Source organism: Paenibacillus sp. 1182, from assembly GCF_017833915.1.
Taxonomy (GTDB): domain Bacteria; phylum Bacillota; class Bacilli; order Paenibacillales; family Paenibacillaceae; genus Paenibacillus; species Paenibacillus polymyxa_D.
Genome location: NZ_JAFICR010000004.1, coordinates 454,915 through 467,836 on the forward strand (window position 1 = coordinate 454,915; position 12,922 = coordinate 467,836).

Annotated in this window: 20 protein-coding genes; 5 read left to right on the top strand and 15 right to left on the bottom strand. The window is 35.7% G+C overall.

What is annotated here, in order from left to right; translation table 11 throughout:
* Window positions 1-103: 103 nt before the first annotated feature.
* Together JOD82_RS11195 and JOD82_RS29135 are read left to right on the top strand one after the other, a co-directional pair.
* A complete protein-coding gene (locus tag JOD82_RS11195; protein WP_209949020.1) occupies window positions 104-409 on the top strand; it encodes a helix-turn-helix transcriptional regulator in 306 nt (101 codons plus the stop codon).
* A gap of 4 nt (window positions 410-413) precedes the next feature.
* Window positions 414-914 (top strand): hypothetical protein, encoded by a 501-nt coding sequence (locus JOD82_RS29135; protein ID WP_245248993.1) that lies wholly within the window; start codon window positions 414-416, stop codon window positions 912-914.
* Between the two features lie 85 nt (window positions 915-999).
* Here JOD82_RS29135 and JOD82_RS11205 read toward each other — a convergent pair whose 3' ends face one another.
* The 13 genes from JOD82_RS11205 to JOD82_RS29140 all read right to left on the bottom strand — a co-directional run bounded on the left by JOD82_RS11205 (window position 1,000) and on the right by JOD82_RS29140 (window position 9,819).
* Window positions 1,000-1,221, bottom strand: a complete 222-nt coding sequence (locus tag JOD82_RS11205; protein ID WP_209949022.1) for a hypothetical protein — start codon at window positions 1,219-1,221, stop codon at window positions 1,000-1,002.
* Window positions 1,211-1,687, bottom strand: coding sequence for a hypothetical protein (locus tag JOD82_RS11210; RefSeq protein WP_209949023.1), 477 nt, complete (start codon window positions 1,685-1,687; stop codon window positions 1,211-1,213). Before JOD82_RS11210 ends, JOD82_RS11205 begins: the two co-directional genes overlap by 11 nt.
* 207 nt (window positions 1,688-1,894) lie before the next feature.
* Window positions 1,895-2,614 (bottom strand): MjaI family restriction endonuclease, encoded by a 720-nt coding sequence (locus JOD82_RS11215; protein ID WP_209949025.1) that lies wholly within the window; start codon window positions 2,612-2,614, stop codon window positions 1,895-1,897.
* 196 nt (window positions 2,615-2,810) lie between these two features.
* Entirely contained in the window at window positions 2,811-3,188 is a 378-nt protein-coding gene (locus JOD82_RS11220; RefSeq protein ID WP_312887683.1) for an ASCH domain-containing protein, read from the bottom strand.
* Window positions 3,176-3,526: a hypothetical protein gene (locus tag JOD82_RS11225; RefSeq protein WP_209949027.1), complete on the bottom strand. Its 351-nt coding sequence runs from the start codon at window positions 3,524-3,526 to the stop codon at window positions 3,176-3,178. Before JOD82_RS11225 ends, JOD82_RS11220 begins: the two co-directional genes overlap by 13 nt.
* Window positions 3,527-3,735: 209 nt before the next feature.
* Window positions 3,736-4,695, bottom strand: a complete 960-nt coding sequence (locus JOD82_RS11230; protein ID WP_209949028.1) for a hypothetical protein — start codon at window positions 4,693-4,695, stop codon at window positions 3,736-3,738.
* Window positions 4,695-4,907: a hypothetical protein gene (locus JOD82_RS11235; protein ID WP_209949030.1), complete on the bottom strand. Its 213-nt coding sequence runs from the start codon at window positions 4,905-4,907 to the stop codon at window positions 4,695-4,697. Before JOD82_RS11235 ends, JOD82_RS11230 begins: the two co-directional genes overlap by 1 nt.
* Window positions 4,908-4,925: 18 nt before the next feature.
* On the bottom strand, window positions 4,926-5,291 hold the full coding sequence (locus JOD82_RS11240) for an aminoacyl-tRNA hydrolase (RefSeq protein WP_209949032.1): 366 nt from the start codon (window positions 5,289-5,291) through the stop codon (window positions 4,926-4,928).
* Between the two features lie 13 nt (window positions 5,292-5,304).
* Entirely contained in the window at window positions 5,305-6,153 is an 849-nt protein-coding gene (locus JOD82_RS11245; protein WP_209949034.1) for a hypothetical protein, read from the bottom strand.
* Window positions 6,154-6,170: 17 nt separating this feature from the next.
* A complete protein-coding gene (locus JOD82_RS11250; protein WP_209949036.1) occupies window positions 6,171-7,214 on the bottom strand; it encodes a 5'-3' exonuclease in 1,044 nt (347 codons plus the stop codon).
* Between the two features lie 63 nt (window positions 7,215-7,277).
* On the bottom strand, window positions 7,278-7,721 hold the full coding sequence (locus tag JOD82_RS11255; RefSeq protein WP_209949038.1) for a hypothetical protein: 444 nt from the start codon (window positions 7,719-7,721) through the stop codon (window positions 7,278-7,280).
* A 566-nt stretch (window positions 7,722-8,287) separates the two neighbouring features.
* Window positions 8,288-8,809 carry a hypothetical protein gene (locus tag JOD82_RS11260; protein WP_209949040.1) on the bottom strand — a complete coding sequence of 174 codons (522 nt, stop codon included), beginning with the start codon at window positions 8,807-8,809 and terminating at the stop codon, window positions 8,288-8,290.
* A 203-nt stretch (window positions 8,810-9,012) separates the two neighbouring features.
* Window positions 9,013-9,819, bottom strand: a complete 807-nt coding sequence (locus JOD82_RS29140; protein WP_245248994.1) for a hypothetical protein — start codon at window positions 9,817-9,819, stop codon at window positions 9,013-9,015.
* Between the two features lie 384 nt (window positions 9,820-10,203).
* On the opposite strand from JOD82_RS29140, the gene JOD82_RS11270 reads away from it, so the two are divergent.
* Window positions 10,204-10,413 carry a hypothetical protein gene (locus JOD82_RS11270; protein ID WP_209949042.1) on the top strand — a complete coding sequence of 70 codons (210 nt, stop codon included), beginning with the start codon at window positions 10,204-10,206 and terminating at the stop codon, window positions 10,411-10,413.
* A gap of 305 nt (window positions 10,414-10,718) precedes the next feature.
* Here the strand turns inward: JOD82_RS11270 and JOD82_RS11275 are convergent, their stop codons facing one another.
* A complete protein-coding gene (locus JOD82_RS11275) occupies window positions 10,719-10,907 on the bottom strand; it encodes a hypothetical protein (RefSeq protein WP_209949044.1) in 189 nt (62 codons plus the stop codon).
* A 76-nt stretch (window positions 10,908-10,983) separates the two neighbouring features.
* Complete coding sequence (locus JOD82_RS11280) at window positions 10,984-11,244, bottom strand: hypothetical protein (RefSeq protein ID WP_209949046.1); 261 nt, start codon at window positions 11,242-11,244, stop codon at window positions 10,984-10,986.
* 553 nt (window positions 11,245-11,797) lie between these two features.
* Here JOD82_RS11280 and JOD82_RS11285 point away from each other — a divergent pair.
* On the top strand, window positions 11,798-12,397 hold the full coding sequence (locus JOD82_RS11285; protein WP_209949047.1) for a hypothetical protein: 600 nt from the start codon (window positions 11,798-11,800) through the stop codon (window positions 12,395-12,397).
* A gap of 223 nt (window positions 12,398-12,620) precedes the next feature.
* The gene (locus JOD82_RS11290) at window positions 12,621-12,827 is read left to right on the top strand and encodes a hypothetical protein (protein ID WP_209949049.1); all 207 of its coding nucleotides are present in this window, start codon (window positions 12,621-12,623) and stop codon (window positions 12,825-12,827) included.
* The last annotated feature ends 95 nt before the right edge of the window (window positions 12,828-12,922 follow it).

Sequence of the window (12,922 nt, forward strand, 5' to 3'; positions counted from 1 at the left end):
AGCGAAGGAAAAAAAGGCAAAGACCTCAAAATTCCAATAGTAGGTGGAGAAATGATCGTCACAAATCTCGTTATGTAAATAACACTATAAGGAGAGTAAAATAATGAATCTATCCAACCAGTACAAACCAGGGATCGCAATTGCCCCAGGAGAAACCATTCAAGAGGTTATTGAAGATCGAGGCATCACAGTCAGCAGCCTTGCTAAAGGAATTGAACTTCATGAAGAACTAACAAAAGGATTGCTCACAGGAAGTGTTAGAATCACGCATGATATTGCAACTCGATTGGAACAATTCCTTGAAATAGGTCATTCATTTTGGCTCAATCTGGAGCGAAATTACAACGAAACGTTACTACGTTTATGGGATCAGAATATGGCTGTAAAGGGAGGGGAGGTAGCTGAATAAGGCAATGACACCGATGTTCTTTATTTACCAAGATGGTTTCAAGCAAATATCGCTACCTCCATTTGAGCCGAATAAACTAAATGTTGAATTGATCAATGTCACTTCTTGTGATGATGGAGTGTATATTACAACGGATATAAATCTGGAGGAAGCTGTTACTCAGCTCAACCAGTTTATAGGTCACCCCGTAACCGAAATTTATTGTGATTCGAACAGCATTGAAGACGGTAGTCACTTTCGAGGAGCTATGATTTCAAAAGGTAACCATCAGGAAAAGGTTATCTATCTTGATTTCTATAAGGAATCTGAAATTCAATATGAAAAAGGATTATACCTTCACAATCATCGAAAAAAAGAAACCTATCAAATTGAAGCTATCAAGGAAAATGGTTTTACGCTCTTAGACGTTCATGGAGCACTGTTTGAAGTATCCGATTTATCTGCATTTCGTTCTGCAAGGAAAATTGAAAGAGAACAATTTCAATTGGTCACCAATAAGGCTTAAAACTAACATGTAAAAATATAATTCAAAAAGGTTGCAGAAAAAAAAGGCGAGTACAACAAAGTTGTATGACTCGCCTTTTTGATTTTTAACTTTCTTTAACGACGCTACCATGAGATACTACACTATTTTTTTCCTCATAATATACTTTAACTTTGGCATGCTTACCAACCTTCTCTCTCAAAAATTGTTCGGCTTCTTTCTCATTTCTTGCTCCGATCTTATATCTTCCCAATACTGTATATCCACCGTGATCCGCTTGACCTCTATGATGAACGATATACGTTTTAGTTTTAAGTTTAGAAGACAACCGTCTCACTCCTCTGCTTTCTCACCTTACGATACGACTTATAAGGAATATTAAACTTCGAACAATACTCACCCATTTTCTCTTCGATCTCTTTCTGCGACAAACCCATTTGTAGGAGCAGATCTTCTATTGAAATAGCAAAACCTAATTTTTGATTCTCATAATACGCTTCCCATGAAGAAAAGTCCTGGATCGTCAAGAGGTGTTCATAAACATGAATAGCATCCAATGTCCATATCGTGACATCTCCTGTAATTTGATGAGTCAGATGAACCTCAACCTCTGTTGCTTTCTTCGCCTCCTGGATAAATCCGCTATACTTATCCCAGTAGTAAGGCAACCCAGTCATGTGCTTAGCTACTTGTGCCTTCTTAGCATCAAAGTCTCGGCGTTTCTGTGCTTGATCGGCTAAGACTCCGATAGCATCCCTTAAACCTTCTAAGCGTACCTCTAATTCTGCGTTCATATATAAGCAACTCCCTTTTACGTTGTGTAAACCCAATTTGTTTTAATAATTAACTCTATAGTGAATGATCCTCCTTTAAATTTCGTAGTAAAACCGCCTATCTTGTACAATCTTTATATTGTAAGCAGCTTCGAAACAAATCATCATGGTTAAATGCTCCTTTGTGCTGAAAAAAATAAAAGCCCCGATTTTCTCGGAGCTGGTTCCTTATGCTACGGAAGGCATTTGCAATGAATGTCTCAATAAAGATACAACATCGTGGTTAATGATCGTTCCGTCAGCTTTAGAATAGACATAGTAAACAGGTACACCCTTCTCTTTCACGTAAAGATCATTTTTTGCTTTATTGGCACGCTTCGCTTTCATAATTTCAGGAGAAAACCCCTTTTCATAGCTCATCGGTTTGATTTGCAAAGCACAAACCAAACGACCTTCCAGACATATTTCATAATCAATCGCATATTTATAATCAGCTTCCCCATCCACTTTTTCAAACGAGCAGTAAGGGAAGATTTTAGTCATGTTTTCAATGGTATTTTTTTCTCTCATAATCACGCCATTCCAGGTTTCTCCCATGACGCGATACTTCACCATGAATACACATTCAGCCAAAGTGATATTCAAAGGGTTCCCGCATTTTTGTAATTCAGCATACATCTTTTGACCATATCCTTTTAACTCTTCTTCCGTTCTGCCATAGTTTAGATTCAACTCTTTAGACATACCTCTTATACTTGCCAATCGAATGCGCTCATGACCAGACTGATAATAAAAGTCGCGCCATTCTTCTTTATTTGAAAATGTTCTTGATTCAATGAGATTGGTTACATAACCCACAGACATTGGACTATTTAATTGTAGTGAATTCCACATGGCATTGGTGGATCTAAATTTTCTTAGTTCAATGAGATTCTGAAAAAGCTCCATGTCGTATACGTCTCCTTTAGTGGAGTAGAATCTCTCCACTTTTATTGTCTATAGTCAACGTATCATTAATATTGACCACAGAACATAGGAAACGTGTCGAACCACGTTCGAGCTTTTTGACAACAAAAAAAAGAGAGGTCTTTTGACCTCTCCATAATCGACTTTTTAAGTCTTTATTGAAACTTATTCAATTTAATCAAGATACATTTAATAGTGATAGACCTTCATGATCGTCAAGATTCACCCAGATGACCGCTCCTTGTGGATGAACATAAGATATGGGTGTTTCAAAACGAACAGCATTGGACAACACCCAAGCGTAAATATTTTTATATGGAGCCATGGTACAATCCTTGATACAATGATGTGCTTCAGATTGTTGATATTCTACGAGCGACAATTCCTTACAATCGACAAGATCTGCTGTTCCCATAATTAGTCCTGATTGACTTTGAATGAGCGCGATTCTTCCACGAATTTTTGTTTTTGATCCTCGAATCTCCCACGTCTTGAATCCGTCGAAAATATAGTCTATCCAAGGTCGTCTAATAATTAATCCCTTCAGTTTACCCACCCTCGTCTTCGGTTTTCCAACTCAATCATTTCTTCAATTTCATCACTGCAAGGAAATTTGTCCAATAATTCAGGTTCTTCTGTGTAGCAAATGACAGGTGCAGCAAATCCATTGCTCTCTGCAATACCAAATGCTTTTGCCAATTGATAAACAGCTTCCACAGCAACTTGAAGGGATTTCTCAAAATAATGCGTACTAATTGCTCCAAAAAAATCACCTTTGATTTTTCCTTCTGCTTTTCTCGACTGATCTTTTTGTAAGGAATCCCATAACAGTTCAGAAGCCCAAGTCTTATCTTCACTGTTATAATGAACATATATCAGGTTAATGTAAATCATTTGTGTCATCACCTTTACCTTTGTTTAACTATCTGTTACATCATTGCCTTTATCATATATGGATACTTTTTAATTTCAATACATGCCATTAATGATTTTTAGGAAGATGTGTACAAGTTCATTGATTTAAAAGATGAGCATAATCACCACCTATAAAAATACTATTTAATCATTCTTTGCATGAAAATCTCTTTTTTTTTAAAAATACATCAGTTATTCAATAATAAGTTTGCAATCTCAAGCATTTCTTTATCCGTAAGACTATCTCCTATTCTATCATCCCATTCTTCATTCCCCCACCATCTTGAATAAAAGAAAAAGGTAAGGCTCAAAAGTTCCTCGATCCTCATAGCTAATTCGTCATCATCTAAGTAAGTGATGGTATCTCTTGCAGATTTAAGTTGACTTTTATAGACTTCAAAATCGTTCATTTTCGGATATAAATCCCCATTCATAATTTGAATGCTCGATAAAAAATCATCTGGATGTTTTTCAATCACCTCTATGACGTCACCTACGGTCTTAGCTAAATCAAATCGAATAGTTACATCAGGATTTTTTCCCATGAACAATTTTTTATCTTTTAAGTATTCCAGGATTCGTGTCATTTCAATTGCCATTGTTATTAACTGGCTTCTCTTTGGTGCCGTCACGATTTCTCGCTTTCCTACATAGACCCAGTCAGCTCTTGTTACTGCACCAACTAATTTCACGATATTACCAACATTAACTGAAGGGTTCTGAACCTTAGGAGATTTTGCAATGATAAGAACAAGGTTGGGATCTCTATCGTGGGTTTGCTTCAATTGAACTTCACAACCATTCCATGTATCAACCGTATTCGTTGCTCGATAAATCTCACCATGCTCTCCATATTTGAGGATATCCCATATTTTTAGCGGGCGTCTTGTTCCGAGCGTTTTCAATCCAAAAATCTCACCTTGAATCCATTTTTTCAAGTCTTCCAATTCATTGAGACGATGAGCAGCAATCATATGCTCATCCGTCTTTCCTTGAGCGACCAATTCTGGAATAAGTATATTCAGTTCATTAATCCGTCTCACCAATTCATCTTCAAGAAGAAATGCTTTATGACTCGCATCCATACGTTTTAATTTGTTTGCTTTTGTATTTTTAGAGTTAGATGATGCTCTACCTAAAGATGACATTATTTATACCACTCCTTGATGCCACAACGATACTTGATTGCCGCCAGATACAATTTTCTCTTTTGTTTAGTACCCATGCGCATACCTGCTACATGCAAGTAAAAAGGAAACGGAGGATTTAAATCATCTGACCTTTCTGTATGTGTGCATTTCAGCCCCAAAACTTTGAAGTTTCGATGAAAGTCACCTGATCGCTTTTTCATTTTAAACATCTGTAAAATCCACCCCACCTATTTCAAAAGTTGATAACGCTTGACAACTGCCTTCACAAGGTGTCTTGGCATTGGGTAAAAACCCACTACCGTTAGAGAACCCGCTGGGATCTCTGTATGTCCGTTATCTCGAACATAAAACCACCCTTGTTCTATTAATTTTAGTAATTCACGCTCTTTTGCTCGTAAAATCACTTTTTTCTGGTCGTTATTCAGCCATGCTCTGTAAAATCGCACTTCTTCATTATCTGTGTTCTCATTTTTTGAACAATAATCAGCTACCAAAGTAGCCACATGCCCAACTTGTGCCGAAGTTTTAGCTGCCGACATGATTAATTCTGAATTAACAACATAATATTGAACCAGTTCCTCATCGTTATGCATGAAATATCCCCTCTTAATATAATCTATATTGTTCTGTTTCCATACGATATCCACATTCTTCGAATAAGGGCATAAGCTTCCGTGTCAATTCTTCACGCAGACGATTTTCTTGCATACATTCTTGAATTGTAGGATAACGTAAAAGACTTTTACGCTCAAAATTAATCGTTGCTTGTGTACTTTCTAATTTCTCCTGAACTCTGATCATCACATTTTCTTTTTTAACAAGTAGCGAAAAATGTTCACGCAATTCCGAGAAAGGTAATTTCCAAACCATATTCAACTTATCATTATTCATCCATTTATTTTGATAACAATCTCGAACATATTGGTGAGGATGAGCTAAAATTTTTTCATATTTTTGAACCATTGTAAGTAGAAGTTCAATATTCTTATTTACTTGTTCTTCCCTATGTTTGTATTCCAGTTGTTTGGCATTCTCATCAAATACTTTATTTCGGGTTCCATAGAATTTCTCATACAGACTAAATTGAATCAGCTCCATATCTTCAACATAAATTGCAAAAATTGAAGGATACTGATTTTCATTACGCACTCTAACTGTAATTTTTTCATGAATTCCCTTCTGGCTCGCCCATTCATGAACAAAACGATTGATTACATTAGCAAGCAATATCTGAAAGTCATGTGCAAGAAGTTTATCATCATGGAACAAGAAACCATTCATGATATGAAAAATTATTGACTGCTTTCCAAGGTTCGAACCTGCCTGCTGAAACAAAAGCTTAGGGTTCTGAATAGCTTGTTTCAGGAATTCATATTGCAACTCTAAGTCTTTCTTTGCTCCCTCTATCGCTTCAAGAAAAAGCGTAGGGGAGAGGACTTTCCCTCTCTCCTTCATCGCTTATACTCTCCTTTCTATGCCGTTCTCGCCTGAGTCGATTCGACTGAATCAAGTAAGCTGTTAAATGCAAGCCGTTTAAAAATATCTTTCTTCCGCTCTTCATTAATTTGCAGATAAAGATCCTCAAGTTTGACATCTTGCAGGCATGCCATATTTACATCAATCGTCGCAAGGCGTTTGCTTAATAAGGCTGATTCTTTACCTACCAGTTCGGACTCCGAAGATTGTGTTAGTAATTTAACAGGAGAACGCTTAATACCAAGTTCTTTAATCATGGTTTTCACTGTGAGTTCATCATTGTTTTCAAGAAAATCATAAATTCCTTCAACTGATTTAAATTCATTCAAGAGAGGAACCACGCTGGACTCCCCTACGCCTTTCACTCCAGGAATATTATCTGAGGTGTCACCCTCAATCGCTTTCCGGTCAATAATTTGAATGGGCTCCACATGATAAAATTCATGTACATAAAGCGGCGTAAACTCAAATACTTTCTCAGGAATATTGAATTCTTTACTGTTAAGACCAACTTGCTCATACATCTCCTCTGCTTTGTTCGTCATATACCACAAACGAACCCGTTCATTTACAAGCTGCAAAGCATCCTGATCTTTTGTTAAAATGTAAACAGGAACCTCACGACTCATCTTGTTGGATAAGGTACCAATGATATCATCTGCTTCATATCCCTCATAGATGAATTGGGCAATCCCCATCTCATTTAAAACTTCTTGTGCAAGTGGGTACTGAGATTTTAGCTCAGGTCTTGTTTCTGAACGATTTGCTTTGTACTCGGGATACATGTCACGACGGAACGTTTGTCGATTTAAGTCCCAAGCAACAGCCAAATATTTCGGGCTCTGATTTTTTATAATCTTCAGCAGCTTATCGATCATGGTGTAAACGCCATTGGTATACACCCCGTCGACTTGCATCAACTTCTTACTCGACTTAGCCATTTCTTCAGGGGTTTTGGCTTTTTGGTAGTCTAAAGGAGCTGTCGCAAAAAAACTTGTGGTCAGCAAAGACGAACCATCAATTAAGAGCAATGAATTCATTTATTTTTCCTCCACTTTTACGTAATGACCTGATTTTTTGTAGAAATAGTATCAAACGTTCGATTATGAACAAAAATACTTTTGAATAACTTCGATTAGAACGGCAACATCTTCTTTCGTTGCTTGATCATCAATTAAGAAAAAATCCATACAAACATATTTACTATATTCTCCATCCCCGTGGTATTGATCTGCTATAAGGATTTTTAATTGAATATGTTCATTGATAGGAATCAAGTAAACGTCTTCTCCACTATGAAGAGGGAAGTCCAATTCATGCATGCCACTCTTTGATTCTTCGAGATAGTCATTAATACCAATCAACACTTCTTCCCCTTCATCATCTTCAAAAAGTGATTTATAAGAGGGTAACTTCTCTTTAAAATATCTCGATAATTCCTCGTTTAATGCTGTCCGATTCCTTTCCACCAAGTAGGTCATGGCTACCATCATACCTTGTTCTTCTGCTTCCTTAATGACAGTCCAATCTGTTTTTTGAGTTTTCATAATTTATCACTCCCCAATTTACTTATGCAACGCACATAAGAGTAGCTCCAAGTATTAACCCATTTACACTTTAGTCAATAATAATACTAAATTAGTCTACAGGCAATATAGGCGATAAATTTTCACTATTATCTTCCTTCAAGTGTCTGTAATCTCCATCAACAAGCCCTGTTGTTTTTAGTTACTCTGTATCTTATACTCGACTATCAGCATAGATAAAAAAAAGAGATGTCCTATCATAGAAACATCTCATTTCAAGTTTAATTCTAAAACTCGTTCGAGGACAACATCCGAATCGAGAGCTGCCATATCGATTCCACCATCTTCGATCAAAATATATTCTTTTTTCATTTAGTCTTGAAAATCATCAGCAGACAACTTTTTAGTAACTTTATATATGCCGACCCAAGTAGCATCCCTTTTATTCTTTTCTATGTGTTCTTTAACCTGCTTTTTCGTTTTCATCTCTTCAAAATCAGTTTCATGACTATATTGCGTTATTACAAGATACATATTTCCACCAACTCTCAATAAAAGTCAACTTCACTGATCCACTCTGTAAATTATTATTTAGATATAAAATCAATAGATTCTATTTCATCATTCATGGCAAATGCTTTTTTCACTTCAAACATTGCAATAGCTTTTGCTGTCTGGAAGTGTTCAATTAAACTTTCTTTGGTAGAACCCTCCACATCAACACGGTATCGTTTTTTACTCCCATGAAATCCACACTCATTGAAAGAGATGATCTCGGCTGAACGGGTTTCACCTTTCAACACTCCCCACACCAGCCAGTGATTTTCACTTTGCTTCGTTACGTGCAATTTAGGTTTCTGTACGGAATTTTCAATTTTCCAAGTGTACTTATCCAAATTGTTGCGAACAGTTCGGATGATCCAAAACCAGTCTGCATGTCCACTTATCTTTCGAAGTTCATCGTCCATTGTAAACCATCCATCAACTGAAATTTTTTTATCCTTCATTTGTTCTACAAACCACTTTATTGTTTCTTCACTGGAAAGCCCTTGTTCTTTACGCTTCGCTTCAGCTTCTGTTGCAATCACAACTACCAATTTCTTTTTCATATACAATTCTCCTTTGACCAAGTATTTTTTCAAAAAAAATGCCTGCTTCATAAAAACTCTTATATCGTATACAACTATTTCTTTAAACAATCAATTCAACGAAAAAAAGCAGGGTAAAGTATAGCACCTGCGATTTTTACATTAATTATGTTTTTCGTTTCTAAATAAAATACTTAATAAATCGACTCATTTGCTCACTTTTTCTAAATGCAGCCCACTGTATTCTGTTTCAAACCGAGTTTGCAGCAAATCTCAAGTTCATCAAAAACAAATAATTGATTATTTCGCCATGAAGTTGAATTCAGCAACCAAGATAGCGTACGCTGAATCATACCAAAGAAATACAACGTATCTTGATGAATACCATGATCCGTTTTTCCTTCCAGCATTTCTTCAAAAGACACTTTACCTGTAGTTGGTTTGAAATCCACTTTAGAGATGATATGGGCAACATTCTTGAAATGCTCCATAGCATTCTTCGGCTTTCTGTACACCGCAGCCATATAAATACGTGTTTTATCCGTCCTCTCATCTAAACAGTAAATCTCCTCACCGTTTTGGATCCAAGAGGACTTGTTAAGCACAGGTCGATTTGCAAATTCCGATAATCCATGCTGCTTCGTTTTTTGAAAGCAATCTTGCAAGATGCTATACAACTCTTCCCGATGATTCTTCTCAAAGGAAGTATGCGTAAATCGCTCATGTGTTACATAATCCAGCCCGAGCAAAAGCGTCTCCAGCACAGCCAATAGAGAATCTTGAATCAGCTTTTCCTCTTTCAATTTTGAAAGCAAAGCAATCAGTTCTTCCACATACATGAAAAGTAAAGTACGGTTATGAAACTCATAAGGCGAATGTAAATCAACCATTTTATGACTATAGGGGAGAAGTTCTTGCTCGATATTAAGGACAATTCTTTCATTTCCTATTTTCTGATTAATTCGGAGAAAAAAATGTCCATGTTCGAATGTTTCATTTACATATTCCTGTATTTCTTGATCGTTATTCATCTCAATCATCCTTTTTTTTAAAAATTAACAACCGAACATGTAAAAAAATTCTAACTAATGACTTCTTTGCACTTCGATCTTTCGTTAATATTGTTCGATTTGTTTTTAAACAAACACCTGTTTTTAATAGACCTTTTATTATAGGCAAGATTACATTTTGTGATCAAAAAAGAAAGCAAAAATAAACTTTATATGACTATAAATAACATAATTAGTTTGATTTAATTTGAAAGTCCATGGCTAAACATGTAATCTATTCATATGCATATTTATGTTGGCACTTCTTTTTCTACTGATATGTATTATTCAGATCGGGAGTAGTCACATCCATTATTCTAATAATTAAATAAATAAATTAACTTAACGTAGATGGGGGCCAATAAAATGGAGTTTGAACAAATGAGAGAACTCGTCAAGTTAATAAATAACGAAATTGATCATATTACCGAGGGGATCACGAACAAAGACCGCGTAGAAATTCAAGCACACACACCTGTTCTGTTTCGTTATACGGAGTTATTGAATAATTTAAGCAAACCGCATTATGCAAAGCCTAAAGAAGCCATTCATCATATCCTAAATACAAGCCTCTAATTTACGCCTTCATGTTGTCAGCATATTAAAACTAAAACACACACGACGAAAACTCTTGAAATTAACGCAACAACTGTTATTTTTCTTGCTTCGATTAAAAAGAGGTAAGCATTATGCGCTTACCTCTTTTCGTATCATCAACCAAAGCCGTGGGGTGTCAAATCATTATTTGAAAGATATGCGAAATGACAATACAAACAAAACAAGAAGAATAAGATATAGAATTCATGAACCTAATCATATGTTCATCATTTCAAGTAGCTCTCTGTTAAACCTAAATACATACCGATGCCGACACTTCTTATTCAACTGTCTGTACTTAAAGTTGTCTGTATCTGTACAAGACTGCTTTCCAAATCAGCAAAATATTTGTTTAAATCTGGATTGTCAGCTACCTTTTGTTTCATATATGGTATCATTTCAATCCAGTTATGAAGCAACAACATGGTATTCTTATACTGTTCTTTAGATAATTTTATATTGACATCCTTCATGAGTATAAACGCTCCTTTGCCTTCTATCTTGTATACTCGTTTCTCAGCTACTAATTCGTAACTCAAATGATCGTGTTTACTTTTCGCGGACAACTTCTTTTTCTTTGAACTTTTTTAATTCTCTTAAATATGGTATCACCCATGCAGTAGGCGTGTATGAAACTCCATACGAATATTCCCCGATAACTGGCAAAGGATAACCTTTTTCCAAAAGATATTCATCTGGGAAGTCAAATCTTTCACTATTCGAATCCATCTGTCTTATCAATTCATCTAAACTTTCAGGTTCCTGTGTCTTAATTTTTTCTCTGTCTTGACCATTCTCAATATTATGCATACCTGCATCTCCTTTTGTGTAACATATTCATTTTTTCTTTTATGTTACTTTTCCTTGTTTTATTAGTATTCGTATCGATCGACTTCAATCTTACCTAAAGTCCTTTGTACTCCTTAAACACTTATTCCATTAAGTGTACTTTTTGCTTATTTATTTGTAAAGTATTCTTTACTTATATGATCCATAATTCAATGAGCAGCCGCCGTCCCCATCACAAATATTTTTAAAGATTCGTTTGGCTTATCACTCACAATCTAACCCAGGGCAGCAAAAAAGACAATGGGAACAACTCATTGTCTTTTTTTTTATCATTTTATGGGTCTTTTTTTCTTTAACACGACACCATGTTTATTCGATTGTTTAGCTGCTTTTGCTAAAGCAACAGCTAAATCCTTTTTCCAACCTGATTCTTTCACCATATCTCTAAATTACTCCTTCACCAATCATAGTTAATGTAGTATATATTTTTGCCACAAAGTGATAATTCTATACATCATTAAGAGAGTTGTCTCATAGAGTAGAGATAAGACTATGGTGCGAAAGGAAGATTAATATGAGTCAAAGCCATTTACTTCAGCTTATCTATCCAGAACAAAAGCCTCAAGGTTTATTCGAGTCGTGGAAGCAGTTGTTTATGGAAAAGAGCCCCTACATGGAGGTTTCATTAGAAGTTCCCAAAAGAGAGTTGTTACGCCTTCAAACCTTTATTGACGACATTAATGAATTAGATCGTGATATCCAATTTACAATGGAAGATCTAATTGCATTTTTATATAGCAACTTGATTCAGGACGCTCGTAAAGGAAAACTAAAAAATCGTCCTTTTGCAGACAAGCTTCTTTCTATGTATAAAGACCTCAAAGAACCTAAAATGCGAGAAACGTGGAAACTGGTTTCTCCTAACCAAATGAGTCGGATCCATGAATCTATTCCGCGATCTCATTCTTTCGTCTATTATCCGATTCAGCTACAGAAAAAGTATGTTCTAAGAGGTGAAGTTCTGTTAATGGATCTGTATGATGAAGAAAAAGAAAAAATCGGCATTAAGGTTGCCGATCTTATTACTCTGCTCCTTATTGAGTTCTCAGATGAAATTCGCAAGGGACCCACTCAAAAACGGATTCAAACCATTCTGAAAGGGTTGAGCTCTTGACTCAAAGGAAGTATCATTAACTTTCAAGGAGAGACGAATGTACTCTCTACTCATAATCCACATAAACCTTCACGAATATTCTAAGTACCTTAATACTACGAATAGGGCAAATCGAGAAATTAATGGATGAATTATCAATCATTAATTGCTTTTTGATCTATAATAAAGATAATAAAAATCATTGGGTATACAACTGTGTAAATCTAAAAAGGAGAAGTGAACGATGGAATTAAAGGTCGTCTTAAAAGCGAATATCAATGGAATCGAGGTTGAGACCGAAAAGCCATATCCAGTTAAAGGAGGTCTCTCTTTGACAAGTGAGCTTATGCGATTTGCAATCGAAAATAAGGCATACAGTTTAAAAGCCTTTAATCAAGAAGGAAAACAAATATGCGTATTTGATGTAGGTCCTTCCTGGGTCACTCTGTAATTTTTTCTTTATTATGGGGGTTAAAGATTAACCCTCTTTTTATGTTAGGTGCAAAAGCATTCACATGTAACACCAATAAAGTCCTAATTTACAAA